Annotated in this window: 17 protein-coding genes; 10 read left to right on the top strand and 7 right to left on the bottom strand. The window is 41.5% G+C overall.

What is annotated here, in order from left to right; translation table 11 throughout:
• Nucleotides 1–20: 20 nt before the first annotated feature.
• From PKOR_RS26135 to PKOR_RS24820, 9 genes are all read left to right on the top strand, one after another.
• Nucleotides 21–182 (top strand): glycosyltransferase, encoded by a 162-nt coding sequence (locus PKOR_RS26135; RefSeq protein ID WP_084694823.1) that lies wholly within the window; start codon nucleotides 21–23, stop codon nucleotides 180–182.
• Nucleotides 183–1,111: 929 nt separating this feature from the next.
• Nucleotides 1,112–2,179: a glycosyltransferase family 4 protein gene (locus tag PKOR_RS16570; protein ID WP_235336660.1), complete on the top strand. Its 1,068-nt coding sequence runs from the start codon at nucleotides 1,112–1,114 to the stop codon at nucleotides 2,177–2,179.
• A gap of 48 nt (nucleotides 2,180–2,227) precedes the next feature.
• Nucleotides 2,228–3,007, top strand: a complete 780-nt coding sequence (locus PKOR_RS16565; protein ID WP_046312202.1) for a hypothetical protein — start codon at nucleotides 2,228–2,230, stop codon at nucleotides 3,005–3,007.
• Nucleotides 3,008–3,023: 16 nt separating this feature from the next.
• Nucleotides 3,024–4,202 carry a glycosyltransferase gene (locus tag PKOR_RS16560; RefSeq protein WP_071843163.1) on the top strand — a complete coding sequence of 393 codons (1,179 nt, stop codon included), beginning with the start codon at nucleotides 3,024–3,026 and terminating at the stop codon, nucleotides 4,200–4,202.
• 18 nt (nucleotides 4,203–4,220) lie between these two features.
• Nucleotides 4,221–5,156, top strand: coding sequence for a glycosyltransferase family 4 protein (locus tag PKOR_RS16555; protein WP_046312201.1), 936 nt, complete (start codon nucleotides 4,221–4,223; stop codon nucleotides 5,154–5,156).
• 40 nt (nucleotides 5,157–5,196) lie between these two features.
• On the top strand, nucleotides 5,197–6,216 hold the full coding sequence (locus PKOR_RS16550; RefSeq protein ID WP_046312200.1) for a DUF354 domain-containing protein: 1,020 nt from the start codon (nucleotides 5,197–5,199) through the stop codon (nucleotides 6,214–6,216).
• Nucleotides 6,217–6,220: 4 nt separating this feature from the next.
• Entirely contained in the window at nucleotides 6,221–7,528 is a 1,308-nt protein-coding gene (locus PKOR_RS16545) for a UDP-glucose dehydrogenase family protein (RefSeq protein WP_046312198.1), read from the top strand.
• Between the two features lie 78 nt (nucleotides 7,529–7,606).
• Nucleotides 7,607–8,464: a ParB N-terminal domain-containing protein gene (locus PKOR_RS16540; RefSeq protein WP_148561730.1), complete on the top strand. Its 858-nt coding sequence runs from the start codon at nucleotides 7,607–7,609 to the stop codon at nucleotides 8,462–8,464.
• Between the two features lie 291 nt (nucleotides 8,465–8,755).
• Nucleotides 8,756–8,935 (top strand): hypothetical protein, encoded by a 180-nt coding sequence (locus PKOR_RS24820; RefSeq protein WP_148561729.1) that lies wholly within the window; start codon nucleotides 8,756–8,758, stop codon nucleotides 8,933–8,935.
• 323 nt (nucleotides 8,936–9,258) lie between these two features.
• Here PKOR_RS24820 and PKOR_RS16535 read toward each other — a convergent pair whose 3' ends face one another.
• The 7 genes from PKOR_RS16535 to PKOR_RS16505 form a co-directional block, all read right to left on the bottom strand.
• Nucleotides 9,259–10,638 carry an exopolysaccharide biosynthesis polyprenyl glycosylphosphotransferase gene (locus tag PKOR_RS16535; protein ID WP_046312194.1) on the bottom strand — a complete coding sequence of 460 codons (1,380 nt, stop codon included), beginning with the start codon at nucleotides 10,636–10,638 and terminating at the stop codon, nucleotides 9,259–9,261.
• An 867-nt stretch (nucleotides 10,639–11,505) separates the two neighbouring features.
• A complete protein-coding gene (locus PKOR_RS16530; protein ID WP_046312192.1) occupies nucleotides 11,506–13,173 on the bottom strand; it encodes a GNAT family N-acetyltransferase in 1,668 nt (555 codons plus the stop codon).
• Between the two features lie 43 nt (nucleotides 13,174–13,216).
• Nucleotides 13,217–14,905 (bottom strand): GNAT family N-acetyltransferase, encoded by a 1,689-nt coding sequence (locus tag PKOR_RS16525; protein ID WP_046312190.1) that lies wholly within the window; start codon nucleotides 14,903–14,905, stop codon nucleotides 13,217–13,219.
• Between the two features lie 51 nt (nucleotides 14,906–14,956).
• The gene (locus PKOR_RS16520) at nucleotides 14,957–16,120 is read right to left on the bottom strand and encodes an aminotransferase class V-fold PLP-dependent enzyme (protein WP_046312189.1); all 1,164 of its coding nucleotides are present in this window, start codon (nucleotides 16,118–16,120) and stop codon (nucleotides 14,957–14,959) included.
• 114 nt (nucleotides 16,121–16,234) lie between these two features.
• A complete protein-coding gene (locus PKOR_RS16515; protein ID WP_052738922.1) occupies nucleotides 16,235–17,203 on the bottom strand; it encodes a polysaccharide deacetylase family protein in 969 nt (322 codons plus the stop codon).
• Nucleotides 17,204–17,657: 454 nt separating this feature from the next.
• Nucleotides 17,658–18,368, bottom strand: a complete 711-nt coding sequence (locus tag PKOR_RS16510; RefSeq protein WP_046314591.1) for a polysaccharide lyase family 20 protein — start codon at nucleotides 18,366–18,368, stop codon at nucleotides 17,658–17,660.
• A 345-nt stretch (nucleotides 18,369–18,713) separates the two neighbouring features.
• Nucleotides 18,714–20,429 carry a polysaccharide lyase family 20 protein gene (locus tag PKOR_RS16505; RefSeq protein ID WP_046312188.1) on the bottom strand — a complete coding sequence of 572 codons (1,716 nt, stop codon included), beginning with the start codon at nucleotides 20,427–20,429 and terminating at the stop codon, nucleotides 18,714–18,716.
• 1,248 nt (nucleotides 20,430–21,677) lie between these two features.
• On the opposite strand from PKOR_RS16505, the gene PKOR_RS16495 reads away from it, so the two are divergent.
• Nucleotides 21,678–22,220 carry a glycosyltransferase family protein gene (locus PKOR_RS16495; protein ID WP_148561728.1) on the top strand — a complete coding sequence of 181 codons (543 nt, stop codon included), beginning with the start codon at nucleotides 21,678–21,680 and terminating at the stop codon, nucleotides 22,218–22,220.
• Nucleotides 22,221–22,422: the final 202 nt, after the last annotated feature.

Here is a 22,422-nt window from a genome sequence, read left to right as displayed (position 1 = left end):
ATGAAATGTAATCATCTCCTTTGTTTAGTTTTATAATTCCGCTATACAATAAAGAGCAAACCATCGCTTCTGCCATGGAGTCTGTTCTCAACCAGACACGGAAGGAGTATGAGGTACTCGTTGTGAATGATGGCACTACAAATAAAAAGCCTTCAAATTGTAGAGTCATTCCGCGACCCTAGAATAAAAGTGTATGTATAAGAAAACAAGGGTGTTTCTAAGGCCAGAAATTTGGCAATAAGAAATTCAAAGTTCGACAAGGTGTCTTTCACAACTGCATATAAAGTACTTAGTCCTAACAAAGTATCTTTCAAATGTGAAGCATTGGCAGAAGGAGCTATTGATAAGTTTTTGAAGCAAGGGTCAAGCATCACATCATGCGCACATCGGCCACTCCAGTAAGACGTCATGTAGTAGAAACCATCGGTGGATTTCCAGAAGGAATGATAGGAGAAGACAACTTAACTTGGGTAAAATAGCCTTAAACTATAAAATAGCATTCACCCAACAGTATTGGCCGCCTACGACAGCAGGGAGAGTACCTTTGATCAACGCAGGGGGCAGATAGATTCATCCCACAAGTTGTGGTTGGGCTTATATGCAGAAGGAGATTTCCACAGAAATGAGTTCATTGCAGGCAAGGCCATTACAGCTGCTATACGGTATGCCTACGGTGCTCCTCAAAAGAAAAGCAGGGAAATTGAAAATGCTACTAAATACACCATACTGTCAATGGCCAAATGGAGGTATTTGTTTTTCTGAACCGGATGCCCCTTTCAACCATCATGCTGTTAATAACATCTAGACCAATGTATAAAGAGGCAAAATTCTGGCTAGCAAGAGAAAAAACTTGATGATACTTACATTCGGCGCAAGCAAGAAGATAGTTTCGATCTACTCTACTTTTTGTCTACAAAATACACCTAGACTATATATAAATAAATTTATTATCAAAATATCACACATTTAGGCAACCGATGTGATATAATTACGCGTATATATAAATATTATATGCAGTAGTATCATTTCTAGCGCTCATTTTATCACCCTTTAATTGTGTTGTTGTATGGCCAAATTCATGTTTTATGATGATAAGCTTATAAACATTTTAATGCATGAAGAAAAACCATCAGGTGGAGCTGCTGTGCAAGCGTATGGTTGGATAAGAGGTTTGTCTGAAGCAGGCCAGGATGTACATATTATCACAACACCTAACCCGAACGGTATTTTAAAAGAGGAGTGCAAAGAGCTAAAGATTGTTCCACTCTATGATAAACAGAAAGGCATTCGTTGGATAAGGTGGGTATACTACCGCCTGCCATACATCTACAATAAGATTAAGCTAACAAAACCAGACTATCTGTATCAGGGAATCCCTGGCTGGACATCGTTTTTCATTGGCATGATCTGCCATCAGCTAAATATTAAATATGTGCTTAGGATCTCAAATGACTTTCTTCTGGATGACAGAATATTACTTAATTATTCAAAGGCACATCGTTTTTTTCAAAAGCTAGGGCTAAAACTTTCCTACTGTATACTTTGCCAGAATGAATACCAGTTGGGAGTCATTCAGAAGGAATTGCCTCATAAAAAGACTATCAAGCTGGCAAACCCTATTTTTCTGAAAGCTACTGAGGCACCTGTTGAACCAGAAAAAAGAAACTACATCGCCTGGCTCGGCCTGTACCAGTATCAGAAGAACCTGAAACTTCTTTATGAAATCGCTACAAGCTTACCTAATGAACAGTTTTTTGTGGCAGGTAAAGAATCATCTAAATGTGACGACGAGACCAAACTGTACTTAAGGAAGCTAGAGAAGTTACAAAATGTAAAGTTTGTAGGCTTCCTGAGCAGAGAGCAGGTGTTGCCATTTTTATCGAAGGCAAAATTCCTGCTAAACACATCGCACTACGAGGGGTTCAGCAACACCTTCTTAGAGGCAATGTCTACCGGAACACCAATCCTGTCGAGTCACAAAGTAAATCCGGATTCGATCATTTCTAAGTATAAGCTAGGCTTGGTCTACGAGGATGCTGAAAGTTTACAGAACCAGCTTTCCAAAATAACACCAGATACCTACAAAGAAATGTCAAGTAATGTGCTGGCTTATGTAAAGGAAAACCATGAGTATAAAACGCTGGCAAATAAACTACTGAGCTTCTTGGAGCTAAATTAATTTATACATAACTGAATGTAGAACAAGTTTAAGATCAACGCTTCTTGCATGGATACATCATTACTGAAATCAGCTATTCCTAGGCCTGTCCGTAACAAGCTCATAACAGGCAAGTGGTTTCTTAGCAGACTTCCTTATGCATTGCAATACCAAGTATCACTTTTACAAGAAGCCCCAGTAGAAATACAGATAGAGCTGCTGCCAGCACCAAAACAGCCATTAATTTTCTGGACTAAACTTGAGAACATTAAGCTGCACGGTAGTCTTGCATACCCGCCACATGGGCGCTTGTGTATGGGAGGCGACTGGGACTTGACGCAGGTTTATCCCCTCCCATCCATTTTCGAGTCTGTCCCCAAAGGCACGAAAAAGTGGGATATACATGAAACAGTTCGAGCCATGTTTCTTGAGGGTCAGCATTACAGTGAAACCCCACAGTACGAACTGATGATATCAGCTATAAAACAAAGAGTATCTCCCCCACCTCAAGGCTGTAGAAGCATTGAGGAAGTAGAAAAGTATTTCGAGAGGCTCATTGCTGCCTATAAGTCGATGCACAGAAAAGGCTATCTCACACAAAAAGAACAAGGTAAATCTAGCATAAGCGAAATGAGGCTACATGTTACCCGAGAAGGCAAGTTGTGCCTCGGTACTGGTGGGAACCATAGAGTGCGATTAGCAGAGTTGTTAGGTGTAAAGTGGGTGCCGTTTCTACTTCGCGGAGTGCACCCACTTTGGGTGAAGCAACTTTGCAGGACATCGTCATTACCTCCTCACACAGCACTTTCAGCATGGTTGAGAACAGAATTCCATAGTACAAGACCTTAAAAACAGAGCTTACTATATGACTTTAAATGTACAGAAGACGCGAGTACTTATCTTTATTGGTAGCATGAGATCTGGAGGTAAAGAGAGGCGGCTGATTGAGCTTCTAACATTTCTAAAGGAGGACGATGCCTATGATTTTTTAATTGTACTAACAGAGGATGAAATACATTATCCTTCCTTCTATGACTTGGGTGTACCTTATGTGGTTTTACCAAAACTGTGGAAGAAAAATGACTTTACAGTCTTTTACCAGTTCTATAAAATATGTAAAGAGTATTCCCCACATCTCATTCATACCTGGGGGCGCATGCAGACTTTTTATACACTTCCAACTGTCTTAAGATACGGAATTCCAATAATAAACAGTCAAATAACCTCAGCTCCACCACGTATTAACAAGTGGTCTACTGACAGGTTGATTGACCAACTCAATTTTTTCGGTTCAAAAATTATACTTTCTAATTCTAAAGCCGGCTTAGATTCTTTTAAACCGCCATTAGAAAAAAGCCGCGTTATTTATAATGGCATCAACCTATCTCGCTTCGTTGACTTACCAGACCCGGAGCGTATCAAGCTAAAGTATAATATTCTTACCCGGCATGCTGTTGTTATGTCTGCCTCCGTTTCACCGAACAAAAACTACGACCTGTTCTGTGAGGTCGCAGAGATAGTTGCCAAGAGAAGAACTGATGTAACTTTTATAGGAGTTGGTCAAAGTCATGATGATGCTAAGTATAAAGAGCTTTTGGAGAGAGTCAAAGGTAATTCCAGAATACTACTGCCTGGAAGGATAAATGATGTGGAAGCTCTAGTAAATGCATGTGACATAGGTGTATTATTCTCAATGAACGGAGAAGGTATCTCTAACTCTATAATGGAATATATGGCCCTCGGAAAACCTGTAATAGCTAATGAGGAAGGTGGAACGAAAGAGCTTGTTTACCATAACGAGAACGGATACTTAATATCAAACCACTCTGCACAAGAGGTTGCAGACATGGTGATGGACCTACTCAGCAACTCAGCAAAATATGCATCCTTTGGCAAAAGGAGCCAGGAAATAATTTACCAGAAATTCTCACTGGAACAAATGGGCAGATCCTTCGAATCTGTCTATCGAGAAGCACTTGCTTATGGGCACAGCAGCCAAGCAAAGAGTGTAGTAACAAGCTATGCACCTACTGTTCACCAATAAGATATAAGATTTGAACGTATGGAGGTATTATACATAAGTAGGTCTAACTCAGACAAACCACATCCATTTGTAGAAGAACAGGCAGCAGCCCTTACCAAAAACCACGGTGTCAAGATAGAACATTTCTTGATAAGAAGTGGTGGAGTATTGGGGTACTTGAAAGCTGTAAATCAATTAGCAGATTATATTAAAGAGAATAAGACAGACATCATCCATGTGCACTATGGTCTGTCAGCGCTGGTTGCAGTAATCAGTAGATTGATACTTTTTAAAAGTATCAAGATTATAGTAACATATCACGGCAGCGACATAAACAAAGCATCAGAACGACGTATTTCATTATTTGCTGCCCGTTTCTCCTCTCACAATATAGTTGTGTCAGAGAAGATGCTCAAATATTTCCGTCATAACTGCACTGTTATTCCCTGTGGCGTAGACACCGATATAGAGCTTAATTACCGAGAATGCACAAGAAAGCATTATGGCTGGGGAAATAATGATTTCGTTATACTTTTCTCATCAAGCTTCACTCGTGAAGAGAAGGACCCAGATTTTGCCTTTAAAGTGGTTGATGATTTAAAGAGGGTTTCAGATAAATCAATTAAGTTTATTGAGTTGAAGGGATATACAAGGGAGGAGCTTACAAAACTGATGCAGGCTGCAGATGCCCTTATTATGTGCAGTAAGACAGAAGGAAGCCCTCAAGTAGTTAAAGAAGCAATCCTTAATTCACTCCCGGTCATTTCAAATGATGTAGGTGATGTGAAAGCAATCTGCTCAACTGCTGACAACTGCTTTATCATTCCTAAAAAAGTAGATGAGTATGTTAAGTGCCTGCACTTCCTTTCTCAGACTAACCCAAGGATCAAGAACAGGTTGCCAGTGATTGAAGCCTTCAGCAATCGACTTATATCGACCAAACTGTTTAACATTTACAGTCAAACCCTATCCTAGCTTAATTGCGAAAGCTTGTTAAACTGCTACTACATGCACTATGAAAATACTATTTGACATCAAACACCCTGCCCAGCTCAACCTATTTAAAGGCTTATCAAAAGAACTGCAAGCAGATGAGTGGGATATCACCGTTTGTTATCTTCAGAGGGGGAAACTACCTAAAATAATAGAGAGCGAATACGAAGGGTTCAGAACTATACCAGTGGGCAGCAGTAGAGGTACAAAATGGTCAATCATATGGGATGGTAACATCAAACGTACGCTAACATTCCTCGAACTTATCCGAAAGAACAAGTATAATATTTGTGTTGCAGCAAGCAGTATACCTTTAGCACTTGCCTGTAAAATAGCAGGTGTGCCGATTATACAGTTTTACGATGACCCGGAGAGAGGCAAAGTCAATAAATTGAATGCTCAGTTTTCAAATCAGTTGTTCTTCCCTCCTATAGTAGAGAAAGACAAGAAAACATCTATTTTCAATTGTTTAAAAGAATGGAGTTACTTAAGCCCGGCAAGATTTAAACCAAGTACTGACATACTTCATAAGTATGATCTTAAGCCTCACGAGTATGTATTTGTAAGAGAAGTAAGCAATAAGTCCTTCAACTACTATGATCAGGAGGACGCTATTGTTTGCAGCTTCTCGAATGAAATAGACTCTGGTGCCAAAGTTGTTTTATCATTAGAAGATAAAACCATTGCACACAAATTCCCTGAGAACTGGATTATTCTGCAGGAGCCTGTCGGAGACATTCACTCCCTTATTTACTACTCTAAACTGGTTATCTCCTCTGGTGACAGTATGGCAAGAGAGGGTGCCATGCTTGGTGTACCTAGCGTGTACTGTGGTATCAGGAAGATGAAGGCTAATGAAATATTGATGGGCCTACAGGTGCTAAAACATTTACCAGCAAAATCAGCAGTACCGTTTATCAACGAAACCATTACCAAGGACTTTGATCAGGAAGCTCAGCTAAGCACAAGAGATATGTTACTCGAAAGCTGGGATGACATGATAGTTTTTATGAAGGAACAGATCAACATCTATAAAAATTAAGAACATGAACATTTCAGTATTTGGACTTGGATACGTAGGCTGTGTAAGCTTAGGGTGTTTAGCTAGAAACGGTCATAACGTAGTTGGCGTTGATGTTAGCAATTTTAAGGTAGACCTTATAAACAGGGGTGTGCCAACTATCCTGGAGAAGGATATTGATATTATCATTAAGGAAGGATTCGAACAAGGTAGAATTTCAGCCACCATGTGTGCTGATGAAGCTGTAATCAATACAGACATCAGTATAATCTGTGTAGGAACCCCCTCCTCCCCTCACGGGCACTTAAATTTATCTTACATCTATAAAACTGCTGAGCAGATTGGTCAAGCTCTAAAAGAGAAAGATGACTTTCATACAATCGTTATCAGAAGTACAGTTTTACCAGGTACCAATCAGCGCTTTGGTGAAATAGTAGAAGAGTATTCAGGCAAAAATAGAGGGGAAAGCTTCTCTATTGTGTCTAACCCGGAATTTTTGAGAGAGGGCTCGGCGGTAAAGGATTACTACCACCCTTCGGTAACGGTGATTGGTGGTGACAATGAAGAAGCCGTAGAAAAGGTTGCCTCACTTTATAGCTGTCTCAACGCACCGGTTGAGATAACAGACATTAAAATCGCTGAGCTAATAAAGTATGTAAATAACTCTTACCATGCCTTAAAGATTGCCTTTGCCAACGAAGTTGGAAATGTATGCAAGGCGCTGTCTATAGACTCTCATAAAGTAATGGAGCTTTTCTGTAAAGACACCAGACTCAATATTTCAACCGCATATTTTAAACCTGGTTTCGCTTATGGTGGATCTTGCCTACCTAAGGATTTAAAGGGGCTTGTGACACTAGGCCATGATCACTATGTTAACACCCCTATACTTGGCTGCATTGATGCGTCGAACGAGCATCAAAAGAAAATGGCTTATGAAATGGTGGCCAAAACAGGTAAAAAGAAGGTGTGCTTCATAGGGCTCAGCTTTAAGGCAGGCACAGATGATCTAAGATATAGCCCTGCAGTTGATTTAGCTGAAACCTTGATTGGTAAAGGATACCAGATCACCATCTATGATGAAAATGTGCGGTTATCTAAGCTTATAGGTGCTAACAAAGCGTTCATAAATGAACGCTTGCCCCACCTCTCAGAGCTAATTACTCAGAATTTGGAAGAGGCACTACTAAACAATGATGTAGTGATCATAACCCATAAAAACCTTGAAATAGCCCCCTATTATGACCTTCTGAAAGAAAAGGATGCTGTGATTGATTTAGTTAGAGTTTCGGCTATAGAATGCCTCCCAAATTACGAGGGCATATGCTGGTAGTTGATTGATTCATTTTTATGACTTCACTGTTTAACCTTTTCAATCTTTGAACTAACCTTACTTCGAGTTAATATGAACATGCTCAAAACTTCAAGTTATTATGCTAATATGTTTCTGAATAGCTTTGGGCTGGAACTAAATCGCAGTACATTATCCAATGTGCTTTTTGATTTAAGCGGTACTAGTATTGATCCCGTAGAAGCACTTTACCGCTCAAAAGGAAGACCCTTTGTTATGGATATTCCTATCAGTAAATGCTTTTCTATAGATTTCTCGGGAAGTAACCCTAACAATCCATTTGTACAAACCCTTATTGCATACGATCAGGGTAATTGCACCAGCTACAAAGGATCGCCTTTAGAAGATTATTATAACAAATGGCAACCGGCCAATGCTGTAGCTTTAGACAAACATGGCAGAGAGTTAGCTCCTCCATGGGACTACGGTCCGAAGAAAAGCAGCAACTTACCAGAAGCCAGATTGAACAGAAAGGGTTTTCTGAAAGTCAAAAAAGAACTTCATATTACAGAGAAAAACTTGTTTGGCCATATTAGCAGAGGCCCAGTTTCTGAGGGATTCGGGGAAATAACCTTCAATAGACTGGTACAGATTTACAACTCGATCAAAAGGAACGGTTACAGACCAGATGAGATGAGCGCTGGACATATCCAAGCCTCTTTTTTTGTAGATGGTAGAGATTACCGAGTTTCAGTAAGTAGCGGTAAACATAGAGTTACAGCTCTACAGGCTTTAGGTTACGAAAAGGTGCCGATACAATTTGGCCCACCTAAGTTTCCAGTAATGATTAGAAGGGATGAGGTAGACAGCTGGCCTAATGTACGGTTAGGTCATTATACAAAAGAAGAAGCCTTAAGGCTTTTTGACAAGAAGTTTCAGGATATACACCCCTCTAATTGGCAATGGGAACAGAATTAAAATATTCTACACCAAACAGTGTCAAACCGCTCCATCAACTGGTGCGGTTTTTTTATATTTACGAGTAAATGCCAAAGAAAGCCCTCGCACTCATATCTTTGGCAGTATAAGCGTAAGTTCAATTTTATCAGGCTCTTAAACGTAAGCCAACAGAAAGGGAAGGAGAAAGCCCTTCCCTTTCTCTTTATCTTAAAAGCCTGGACAGTACCTAGCGGCTGCCCCATCCGCAGGCATGAGTGAGTGTAGGCCCGGAAGATGAATGTTTTTTGTCCACTTAAACCCCTTTCAGCTATGAAGAATTTACTCTGTCAGAACCTTGGCGTCGATGTGGGCAAAGACGCTCTGGATGTGGTGCGACATCCCTTCACTTTTGTTGGGTTAGATCTTACCCTATGTTCTACCGCCTGCACTTGCCGGCTGTTACCTTTGCTGCAGCAAACATGCCCTGCACCGGGATGTGAACGCAGCTAGTAATATAAGAAATAAGGCGGTCGGGCAGACCGTTTCAGCTTGGGAGATATACAGTCGCAGTAGCGAGGTAGCCCAAGAATCCCACCTGCTTTAGCGGTGGGAATGTCAATGTGAAATCACTTCGGTCTGATCCACTAGACCCAAGATAGCGTTGCAGTTTACCAACACTTCAAAGTGTTATTTTAAACATGCCACCTATAGCTTTAATGATAAATCTTTACCAGATGTTAAAGTCAAAGGCTGGGCCACCTCTACTTGTGAGGTGGCCCAGCCTTTGACTTTAACATTAATATGTAGATCTAGTTCATAAGCCTGTTTTTACTCTAAAATGCACTACTATGTACCTTACGGCTAAAAATTGTCATGTAAATAATCTTAAAATCGAGTTTCATTGACCAGTTTTCCATATACCAGAGATCGTGAAGAGTACGCTGGCTTTTTTGCTCTTTCGTCTCAGTGGGGCCTCTCCAGCCATTTACCTGAGCCCATCCAGTAATACCTGGTTTATAGTAGTGTCTTATCATATACTTATCTTCACTTTCCTGCAGCTGCCTATTTAGATGACTTCTATGAGGTCTTGGCCCTACCACGCTCATGTCTCCTAAAAGAACATTATAAAATTGAGGTAATTCGTCAATGCTATACTTGCGCATGATCCTACCTAATTTTGTTATTCTTGGGTCGTTTTGCTGAGTAGACAGAATCCCTCCTATACAGCTGTCACTTTCTCTCATACTTCTAAACTTAAAGCACTTAAATGGCTTACCTCCACGCCCTATTCGTATAGGACAATAAAATACAGGACCTGGTGAGTCAAACTTTATTAGAATGGCCAAAACAAGGAATATGGGTGAGAGTGCCAGAAGCACTAAAAAGGAGAACACTTTATCAAAGCTAGTCTTCAACAACGACGCTACAGTACCGTCCAAAGGTAACTGCCTTACGTGAACAGCTTCTAAGTGCCCATAGCGCCTAGTTCTATAGTGTTCGCCGAACAAGTTTTGATAATCTGGAATGTACTTTACTCTAACCCCATAATGATCTGCAGCCATCAAGATGTTACGTATTTTTTTGGAAGGTTTAACCGGTATGGCAATAACTATTTCATCAACGGGGTTATCCTTTAAGTATTCATGAATCTGCTCGAGCTCTCCGACTACCTTCTCCGGCTTAACAAGGCACTCTTCTTTCTTAACCTTAATGTATCCTTTTATATCATGACCATAAAGCTCATGCTCTACATTGCGGGCAAGGTTTCCTACACCAGCTACTAATGTAGTTTTCCTTCTCTCTGTATTCAATTTAACTTTATTCAAGACAGCACCAACAATTAAATTCAACGGAACCCCTAATGTTGGAAAACCTAAAACAAAGGCTAAGAACATATTCGTGTCAGGGAACAAAGTCAGAAACAACAAAGGCTTAAATAAGTACAGAAGTGCTGCCAAAGAAAGAAGAACAGCATAGGCCTTGATAAACCTGGTTAACTGTAGGTTCCGCTTTTCTGACAGTTTGATTGGCGCCTGAGACTTGATATAGATCATCATTGCGCCAAGAACAACCACATTTAACAGAATAAGCCAGTCAGCACCTATATAAACAACGTTTTCAATGATGTAGATAGACATGAAAATAGTAAGCACAAGCGTCACTACATCTCTTTCTAAATGAGCTTTAGAAATTTTAGGTTTAGAATTAATCATAACAGTGTACTTTAATATTATGCTAATTAATTGAAGAGTGCCTTGAATGAAACTACATAGACACACAGGCATAAAAGCTGAGAGGCAATAAACTTCAATAGTATTATGTTATAATAATAAATTCTACCGTTAGCTGATTTTGGATTATTTAGTCAACTATCTTACCTATTACCTACACATACTCAAGTATTTCTCACAGTTTAGACGTAAGAGTTCGCCTTCCAGAACATATATAGATTGTGTAATCAATTATAAGAAGAAGCAGAAGAAATTTACTTAACCCAAAATTGTCACACCTGTAGAGGCACAGAAGTTACAAAAGCTTCTCTGAGGCAAAGCTAACATGTAATATAGCTTTACTAAATACCATATAATCGTACTATTTAGTGTTTAACACATAAGCCGGACTAACCATTGTAATTTTTTAGGCTGACCTACCGCAGCTATTGGAGACACTTTCATAGGCAAAAATTAGATTAAGTTACTGCTTTCTACATACCTTGACTTTGATTCTGGACTCCACCTTTACATAAATCAACACTTCATTCCGCTTAATCAAGTACAATAAATAATATGATTAGTATACTCTGTTTAGAGTATTTTGATTCTTTATTATTTAATAATTTAATAACATTTATATACAAATAAGCCAATTATACTTTTTTTCTAGTAAACATAACATTTTAAAGTGTAAAGGTGCAGGCATTTTCAAATTAGCTACGTGGCATTGTAGCTAATAGAGTTTATTTTAGTATATATGAAGTTCTAAAAAATGATTTACTAATATCCCGGAAGTGTTGAATAAGTTTCCGAACTTAATACATCATATGTTATATATACTAATAGAAACTTGTTACAGGGAAGCAGTTACTGATAAATCCCTTTGCTTCTTAATAAAGGAAAATTTTCAACTTTACGCAGGATATTATTTTTATCAATGCTTATGTACAGCTGGTTACATTTAAGAGTAGCCAACATACTACTTCCGAAAATCATAAAGTCATCTTTACTTTCCGATTGCCAGTGTGTCATCTTTAGTAACGGTGTATTCATATTAGCTTCTTTGGAAACATTATACCAGGCACACGCAATTAGCCTCCCTTCTCTGCACCATGTATATGATTGCTCCCCATTTTCTAGTTTCCGCATCGCCTCTTTCAGAAAATCCCATCTTGTGGTATCTTGGCTAGCAGGAGCATAGGCTAGAAGGTCGTTCAGGCTGCAACACTTAATCACCTCAGCACTACCTGCGGAGTTTGCACACATAGTCTCATCTAAAAGGTAAACCTGCTCTTTTAACCCGCCCTTAAATAACCGGTAACCGTTAGATAACACTGTTCCTAACCCCAACTTTTTAAAGCCTTCAAGCCTTTCTTTAAAAAGTAAATAGTCATACTTCAAGCCTTTTATTTTCTCTGGCTTTACCCCCAGTCTTAAGGCAGTAGCCTTGGCTTTGCCTACTAGTGTTAGCGCAGAGATCATCTCTAACTTTTCTGCTCTGCTAACCACATCAATTTGATAAGCCTCAGCATAATCAGTTGCTAAGGCATCTTTATAAGCATCGGCACCAGGAGTCAAATCAAAAACCAAGATCCCTTCTTCAGATAACAATCTACCCAACATCAGGAAGTGGAGAATGCCTGGGGAATATCTAGCATAAGAAGGTGCATGCGAATTTATACCCTGCAGGTGCACACTCCCCTTTCCTACAGCCCCCACGTTAGAAGCTATCACCTCTCCATTAACTTTTAGTACTGTAACATGTAGTAGGTTATTTTTGAACAGAGAAACTAAAAAATCCTTTCGGTAAGAGTCATCTCGAAAGAAACTCCTATTGAACATAGCTTCTTTTCTGAAATCGAATTGCAGCGCCAGTTCATCAAAAATGGAGGTAAATTCGCTGCAGTCTTTTATGCGCTTAAACTCTAGCTCTCCTAGTCTTTTTAAACGGTTAATTTTTTCTCTCCTATTCTTTTTTCTTAGTTCAGCCAGAAGCTTCTCTTCATCAGCCAATATTAATGGCTGTCTGAACGCACGTAAAAAACATCGTTTACTCCAATAAGAATCTGTTTTTGCCCAAGCAACATAAGCTTTACCAGGAATGTACTTCAGCTGTACTCGATCTTTAGGATACCTTTTCCTAATTAATGATAAGGCCTGTTTGATGAATCCACCTCCATCATCTGAAGAAGTGAGCCAGACTTGATACTCTGCTTGAGCGGCGCCCGCTCCTGTAATTAACCCTCGCGTACTTTTCGTTAAAGTTAATATTCCTGTAAGCCTGCCTCCCCCGACTCTATAAATAATTAAAGGCAGGTAAATCTTACTGTAGATTTGATACCATGATGTTACAAAAGTTCTTTTCTGAAACACTGTAGCCCAGGCACAGTTCTCGTATAACTTATCCCACGCGTCCTGAAACTCCTTATCATAAAGCAGGTCAAAAACAGCATATCCCTCAGACATGAATACACCATCTTCACCTACAGCCTTTTCTTCTTTAATATGTGCTTTATGGATAAGTAAGTTATTCATAGTAGTAGTATTGGAACAGGTTTAGGATTTATTTAGAAGATTCTTATGAATCCTTCCATTCCTCAAGTGTATTGTTCATGTTGATCAAACTTGGACTGCTTAGAAGGTACAGGTCAATATTTTGTTTATCTTCAGATGCTTTTCTACCTACTGCTAAAAGAAATTCTCCTAATCTGTCTTGTGCAAAAGGATGTAAGTAAATACTATGGAGTACAGTTGCAGCCTGCTCATTATTCGTTTTATCGTTGCCTCCACTATGCCACACACAGGCCATTAATTTTCCTTCCAAGCTCCAGGTATACGAGGTCTCCCCCACCTCAAACCTTCGCATTGCATCCTCCAAAAACTCCCAGCGGGTTAAGCACCCTATAGCAGGTTCATAGTTCAGCAAATCACTCAGGTTATTAGCATTAACTTCAAGGGTAGAAGTGGCTGTAGCGGGATTTAAACTGATCTTAAGAAGCTTTTCAGGTGTCTTTTTAGAACTACCAGCCAATTGGTTAATAAACCTGAGGAAATCTCTCGGCTGCTTTAAGGCTTTCAACCTTTCCTTTAATAAATACTTTTTCTTCCTTAATGAGAGCTCCACACTCATAGGCCTAACCCCAGTCTTCACCATTCTATCATGTATATGCTTCTTTAGGCGCCTTTTGAAATGGGATGTAAAACTACTAGTTACCACAAGTTCATACACGTGGTCATGTCTAGTAGCCATTCGCTCTTTGTAGGCATCACCTCCTGGTGTCAAGTCAAAAACGGCATACCCCTCCTGTGCCAACTGCTGCCCTAACATCAGAAAATTCACAAACCCAGGTGAATAATAATGTGCATTGAATGGACTATGTATGTTGATGCCACCTAAATGCACCCACTTTTTGCCTGCTATAGCAACTATAGAAGCTAAAAGCTCATTGCCTGCTCTTAGCACAGAAACATGTAGCAGATCCTGCTCAAATAACTCTAAAAGAAATTTTTGTTTTGAAGAATTCTCCCTAAACTGATTCTTATTAAACATGGCCCCTTGCCTGAAATCGTACTGAACAGTCAGCTCAGGAAGAATTGCTGAGAAGGTTTCAAAATCAGTTATGCGTTCAAAATGCAGTAGGCCCAGCTTTTTTAATCGGTTCAGTTTATTTCTATACTCACTTTTCTTGAACAGCTTGCTGAAATCAGGCATACCCATATCCATGAGAGGACGCCTGCTAGGCTGTAACACTACTCGCTTAACCCACTTTGACTCGCCCATAGCCCAACCTATAGGAGTATTCGGAGGAAGATAGCGAAGTTGAATTTCACATAAAGGAAACTGCTTTCTCATAGCTGAAAGAGCATCCTGAATGAATGACTCCCCATTTGATTCTAGTGCTAGCCAAGTTTGGTACTCTGCCTCATATTGCCCTGCACCAACTATTCTGCCTTTAGCCGTCTTGGTATCACACTCTCTGAGGGCTGACAACGGCAGAGCCATGGCTAAAAGCCCTATCAATTCACCCTCATTCTCATTTTTGACAAGAATGGGTAAATATTCATTTTGATAAACATTATACCAAGTAGAAACAAAGCTGCGACTCTGGAATACAGTACTCCAGGCACAAGACTCGAGGAGATTGTCCCAAGCAGACTGAAAAGTAATATTATTGAGCAAGTCATAAACACCCTCCCCAATAACTACTTCAACACCTACTGCTCTATAAGAAACCTTCACAACCTCATATGTGGTGTTATCCTGCATATATTATCAATAACTGTGAAAGATGAATACTGTAATTATTTGGAAAGTGAGCTAACTGTAATTAACTGAAACAACAGGTTCCGAGGCTACTTCAGAGATAGCACTACAGGCTTTTACTACCTTAACAATTCTTTCAAGATCACTCCTGGTAAGCTCTTGATGCACTGGCAGCGCTAGTACTCGCTCACGTAAAGATTTGCTTCTAAGAAATTGCTCCACCGGTAAAGTTGGATGAGGGTTAAGCCAAAACAAAAGTCCCATTACACCTTTCCGCTTCAACTTTTCTAAAAAAGTCTTCGCATCTTGCACTTGCACCGGAAAAGCAAATGGGCAGGCTCCCTCTGGAAGCGTAGCAAACTGGCTGGGAACCATATTCCCAAGGTGCTTAAGTAAAAATTTATAGTTCTCTCTGCGTTGAACAGCAGATTTCTCATCAACAATTTTAGGAATCAAATAGCTACTCATTTTGGAAAGTGGCAACACAGGACTTCCTAAATCGAACTCTGCATGTGCATGCTCATTTATCCTCTTCCACCAAGCAAAAACAGGCTTTATCAGCATATGAACAAAACCTACTTCGCCTCTGCGTGCAGCTACCCAATTTATATGCCTCTTTAGCATCCTCCAATAACCTGACTTAGGAACACTTGAAGGTGGCTCAGGCGGGGCGATACTAAATAAAGCACCCCCATCAGGAATACCATATGTTTTATAAAGGCAAAACACTGCCACATGCCCAAACGAACCAACAGGCTGCCCATTAACAGTTGCTAGAAAGGCCTGAGCAGCATCCTCAATTAATAGTATCCCCTGCACATCACACCATTCACGCCAATACGCAGCATTCTGTGGGAATCCCAGGTAATGGATGATATATAAAGCTCGCACTTTGTGATCCATTTGCTCCTTCAGCTCTTCTGGGTCTGGCTCCAAGGCATCGTTAACTTCATAATACCTTACTTGAACACCTGCCTGTAAGAGAGCTTCTACTTCGGAACCGTGATGATAGGCTGGCACAAGTATAACATCTCCAGCCCCAAGTCCAAAAGCGCGACAAGCATTCCAGATGGCATGCCGTGCAAGAGAATATATCCTACACCCTTCCTGATTAAGCGGAAAAGGGCGCTTATCAGCATCTCTTCTTAAATGAACACCAAGTGGAAGTGTTGGCCAAATAGCAAGGCGACGGGAGAAAGAAGTGAAGTGTATTCTCATGCTACGCAAAGTAATGTTTACTAAGGGTGATACTTTAATTTATCTCCTATCAAAACTGCTCAAATTCTACCTAGTCACAGATAAGCGACAATAAGGATATTCTTTCACAAGCTTCTACATTATTGCACTGGCTTCTGTATGAGGTACAGGGGCAAATTCTGCTTTCAATCCTTTTAGAGAAGGTTTTTTAAACCTTTGTACTGTATGCTGCCAAACCCCAACCATCCGGCAGGTATTTTCAGCAAAGGAGGCACCCTCTAGAAACCCAAATCTTGGAAGTTGATAACATTTGTCTAGCACATCCGGTGTTAAGTGCCTTGGCTCACTACAGAATGCTAACCTGTATCCTAGTCTTTGCAAAGTCCTTATCTCCCGCTCACCATAGTCCCCATTTGGATATGCAAAACAAGAAATATCTTTTTCAAGCCAAGACTCGAGCTTTATTTTAGATACACTCATCTCGCTGTGCACCTGCTCAGCACTACAATTCACAAGTATAGGATGGCTGTGGCTATGTCCACCAATAGATACATAATCAGAATCTGCAACCGTTTTTACTTGATCTATAGTCATCGCTTCCCTGTCTAAATAAATTAGGTTTTTGATTTCAGCTATTTCCTCGAGACGTGACTTATTAGGCAACTTTTTCAAAGCCTTTAGGGAAAGACATTTAATATTTCTTCTCCTTGCTTCCTGCGCATAAGACCACCAGTATACCCCCTCCTCCACAGGGCCTGTAGAAACAAATATAGTAACAGGTACTTTATACTTCTTAGCTACCTCTGCTATACAATCTTCATTACTTTGCCAACCATCATCCACAGTAATTACTACAGCACCTTTGGGAAAAGGTGACTCCTGTAGCACAATCTTCTCAAGATCTGCAGTGCTTAAAAAGTTGAAGTTGTTTTTTTGGAGCCATCGGATACTAGCTTCGAACTCCCTTCTAGTAGGTTTATGGAAGTAAATTGACAGGACGTAGTCACCTTGTAAGGCTTTATTCAGTGCACGTCTCACAAATCCGCTCCATATCAATATATAAGCGAACAACAACCCAAGCATATTTCTAATAGTAAGCTTCATCAGTCAATTTCCTATAATCTACTACATGTAACCAATACTACACTTGGATATTTTTAATTAAACTGCAAAATAGTACACAACTAAAAAACTATTCGGTAAATGCGAGCCACCTGAACTTAGAGAAATGACCTCATAACAATATTTGAGTCTTATATATTACTTTAATTAAGTCTACAAGTTACCCTTCTTACTAAATATTTTTTTATTATTTATTTGAATATTATAACCTATAAAAGGTATACCAATAAAATTCCTCAAGTATACATTCTTTAGTATCATGCATAGGAATTGTGATTGCTTCTATTAGAAAGAAGCTCTTTTGATGCCGCTAATTACAGCAAAGGATGTTCCTATAAGGAACTGCATCAGTATGTAGAAAGGAAAAAAAAATTAAATAGAGCAATTGCAGGATTACTTTGATGATGGAACCTACAACAGGTTGAGTGGAATAAGCCTACTTGATTTCTTTATCTTCAACTAACTCTTCGCTCTTCACCAGTGCAGAGGACATGTCGGCCAAGGTTGCCTTCTCGTTGCCCATGCGCACGTCGTCCAGGAAGAAGACACGCTGCTTGGAGTCAGTGGTCTCGCTGCCGTTCCAGTCGTCCTTGTAGATGCCCACCTTCCAGCGCGGAAGCGGCGCGTCGTACATGTTGCCGCCCTTCACCGTGAGCACCTTCTCACCGTTGTGCCACACCTCCACCAGGCCGTCCGAGCCGTTGGAGTGGACGAAATGGAAAACAAACTCGTGCCAGGTGTCCTTGGCCTGCACGCCCAGGTCGTACTCCTTGCGGCTCTCGGTCGTGTTGCCGATGCGCATCAGGAAGCGGTCGTTGCGCACGCGGAAGGTTGAGGACGGGCTGCCCGTGCCCGAGCCCTGGTGCCACTGGTTGAGGATGTCGTTGTTGCTGTCGGTCTTGTAGCCGCTCGACGGGTAGTAGGCCCGGAAGGAGTACCAGCGCTCCTTGCCCACCGAGTTCTCAGGGAACAAGTACTCGGCGCGGGTGCCGTTGCTGGCCTCCGGGTCGGAGTCGCGCAGCTCGAAGCGTCCCGACTTGGAGCCCGAGAACACTGGCGTGCCCACCACCTGGAAGGCGTGGCTAGCGCCCGACTGCAGCCTGGCGCCGTCAAAGACCGAGCTGCCCTCGAACGTCTCGTTGAACATCAGGTTCGCAAATGTGGCTGAGTCTTCTACTGCCACACTAGACCTATCATGATAGCCTAACTTTTTTGTTTCTACTTGAGTGAATAAGATAGGCAATGCTGTCAGCAGTACTCCCTTACCTAGGTTTGACAAAGCTTTATAGTCTTATATCTAATAACTTAAAATCCTAACACTAGAACAACTACGGTGCTCCCATAACAAAGTTTAATTATTCCAACATTTTATTTAAAGGAAGCCACCTACTTATAAGGCACAAAAAAAGCAGCTAAAGATTAGCTGCTTTTTTCAAAAATATGGATATTATATTAAAACAAATGTCACTACACTTCTTTAAGATTCAAACTATTACTTAGTAATATTAAAAGTAATGCTTACAGGCGTTCCGGCCTTTCCGTCTGCCGAGTATGGCGTGGCCTTGAGCGTGTAGGTGCCTGTTGCCGGCGGGTTCCAGTTGCCGTAGTAGAAGTTGCCGCTGCCGTTGTCGCCGTGCAGGGCGTAAGGAGCCGCGTTGTCAGTGTAAGACTTGCTCTGCGCGCCACTCAACTCAAACTTCACGCTGCCCGAAAATGACGAGGCAGTATTAGCCTGGATGTTCAGCTTAGTGTACTCCAGAGAGCTCAGGCTAAGAGTAGTGCCGTTTGTCAGCGACAGCACGCCCTTCTCTCTCTCTGAATCAATCAGCGTGAAGCCTGTGATATCGCCAGCACTTGCACTAGGAGCTGAGGCCACTGGCTCAGAAGTTACAGGCTCTGTTGAGCTACTCACCTCTGAGTTACCAGACGCAGTAATGTTAAAGGTAATGCTTACAGGCGTTCCGGCCTTTCCGTCTGCCGAGTATGGCGTGGCCTTGAGCGTGTAGGTGCCTGTTGCCGGCGGGTTCCAGTTGCCGTAGTAGAAGTTGCCGCTGCCGTTGTCGCCGTGCAGGGCGTAAGGAGCCGCGTTGTCAGTGTAAGACTTGCTCTGCGCGCCACTCAACTCAAACTTCACGCTGCCCGAAAATGACGAGGCAGTATTAGCCTGGATGTTCAGCTTAGTGTTCTCCAGAGAGCTCAGGCTAAGAGTAGTGCCGTTTGTCAGCGACAGCACGCCCTTCTCTCTCTCTGAATCAATCAGCGTGAAGCCTGTGATATCGCCAGAAAGCAGATCTGTTCCAGGTGCAGGCAATGTAAGGTCAGCCTCTGGTGCAGTAGGCTCAGACGGAGCTGGCTCTGATGGTGCTGCTGGTTCAGATGGCTGTGGAGCTGACACCGGTGCAGAGGACATGTCGGCCAAGGTTGCCTTCTCGTTGCCCATGCGCACGTCGTCCAGGAAGAAGACACGCTGCTTGGAGTCGGTGGTCTCGCTGCCGTTCCAGTCGTCCTTGTAGATGCCCACCTTCCAGCGCGGAAGCGGCGCGTCGTACATGTTGCCGCCCTTCACCGTGAGCACCTTCTCACCGTTGTGCCACACCTCCACCAGGCCGTCCGAGCCATTAGAGTGGACGAAATGGAAAACAAACTCGTGCCAGGTGTCCTTGGCCTGCACGCCCAGGTCGTACTCCTTGCGGCTCTCGGTCGTGTTGCCGATGCGCATCAGGAAGCGGTCGTTGCGCACGCGGAAGGTTGAGGACGGGCTGCCCGTGCCCGAGCCCTGGTGCCACTGGTTGAGGATGTCGTTGTTGCTGTCGGTCTTGTAGCCGCTCGACGGGTAGTAGGCCCGGAAGGAGTACCAGCGCTCCTTGCCCACCGAGTTCTCAGGGAACAAGTACTCGGCGCGGGTGCCGTTGCTGGCCTCCGGGTCGGAGTCGCGCAGCTCGAAGCGTCCCGACTTGGAGCCCGAGAACACTGGCGTGCCCACCACCTGGAAGGCGTGGCTGGCGCCCGACTGCAGCCTGGCGCCGTCAAAGACCGAGCTGCCCTCGAATGTCTCGTTGAACATCAGGTTCGCAGATGTGGCGTTACTTGTATTCTCTGCGCTTAGCTCGCCGTTAGGATTTGCTTCTTCTAGGTCTTTTTGTTCGCAAGAGTAGGTCACTGCACCTACAAGTAGGGGCATAAGGAAATACTTCAATCTTGAATTCATTTTTCTTTGGCTAAAAGGTGAAAATGATATTTGAGCTGTTATAAAATTTAATAAAGTTGATAATTTGTTATAGCAGCTTATATAACTGTTTTTCTATTATGATTAAAACGATTTTAAAATATGCTTTTTACTATATTAAGATTGGCCTAAAATTTTCTTCATAAGCAATACAATATTCTAAAATTCAACATGATCCATAACTAAAAAGCAAAGTCTTAAACCTAGAGACTATTTGCATATTTCGTTCATTTGACTGTGACAAAGATAAAGGAGCCTATTTCAGATTTGAAAACCATTTACCAATTTCCCCCTAAGAATCTTTATAAATAGCCACATCTTCTTATAAATACAACATATTCCACAAGTTGTGGAACCAAAAAAGTCATATATTCACTAAATTAAATCTTGTTTTATTATTAGAACATTTTGAAGCTACTCCAAGGACCCAGCCTACATGGCAATTGACTGGAGCTTGGAATCAAACACAATTTATTAAGATTAAGACACCTCTCCTATATTCATGAAAAGAAGTAAAGCCGTAACTGTACTTTTTAATAATGGGCAACAATTGTCCTATATTAAATTGACAGCTAGGAATATAAAGAATTACAATTTAGGGGCAGCTCAAATCACAAATTTGAGTGGCCAGAAATATCACAAATATTCTAATATCTGTAAATCAACAACTTAAAACCTAATGCAAGGCTAGCGGAAGCAAACTGCAAGTATTTACTTTGCAAATTCGATCTACTTACAACTTTATAACAAATCTTTAGCATCAGTTTTAAGCACTATATATATTCCAGCAGCATCCAGCTATAGCTGTGGATGCTGAAGCCTCATTATATGGGTACCGCTGGAGGAGCGACACACAGAAGCAAGATAAACTTATGCCTATAGGAGCACCGCAAGACAGGCTCTACCTGCCGACAGAGTTACTGCCCCACCTCTACCCGCTGGGATCAGGTGCTGCGCCATGCCCCTCCGGACTAAAGTTCACAAAGAAAGTGTTAGTGAAAGTGGGCGGCTTTGAGGAAAGCTTTAGAAAAGAACTACAGCTTTATAAAGATCAGGCTCTACTACATAAGATGTATTTAAAAGAGCAAGTTTACCATCTCCTTTCTACATCAGGACAAGTACAGACTGCGGACGGGATCGATAGTTGTACAAGTGCGAGTTGATGGCCATTACCACCTAGTAAGAAAGTTTTTCCTGGAAAGGCTAGAGACATACTTGGAGCGAGAGAACATGGAGAATGATATAACCTGCCAACTCCTAAAATTAGCTCTTGTACCTTACCGCTATCCAAAGACTTACCGGCTGGAAGCGCAAATCAACTATCTTCTTGAGCACCCGCAGTGCATGATGGTATCATCACTTGTAAGGGTAATTACAGAGGATGGCCAAGAAATAAGAATAGACAAGTTCCAGAGCGAACATTTATACTACAACCTAATATTTACCTATTGGGTATACCACCCCACCGTAATGTACAGGAAGCAAGCAGTGGAAGATGTTGGCATGTATACCGCTCTTTACTCCGAAGATATGGAACTGTTCTGGCAACTCACCCGAAAATACCTTCTTCATAATAGGAATGAAGTGCTACTGGACCATCGCGTTACTAACCAAAGTCTACGCCAGGTCTTGAAGAAGAGTGAGTACGAATTTGCCCAGCAGGAACAGGTTCTACGTAATATCCGGTACTATACCGGGAACGACTGTACAGTTCCTATTAGCTTTACTAGAATGCTTCCGCCACAATTTCGTACCATGGATGGCAGAAGGTAAAGTAAGCAGTATAGTTTTATGCACCAGCGCTTTGGACTTTATTTTAGAATGTATTCTTAAGAATACTAAATAATAATCACAACCATCAAGCTATACAGACAGCAGCAAAGTATAATATAGAATACATTATCAGTTATTTTGCTCTACACCTCTCCTCTCATAAAAAAGGTTGATGCTACTACAGCTCTTATTCTCAGCAAAG

Origin of the sequence: Pontibacter korlensis (genome assembly GCF_000973725.1) — a bacterium.
GTDB classification, from domain to species: Bacteria; Bacteroidota; Bacteroidia; order Cytophagales; family Hymenobacteraceae; genus Pontibacter; species Pontibacter korlensis.
This window is presented reverse-complemented; position numbering and strand designations above follow the sequence as displayed.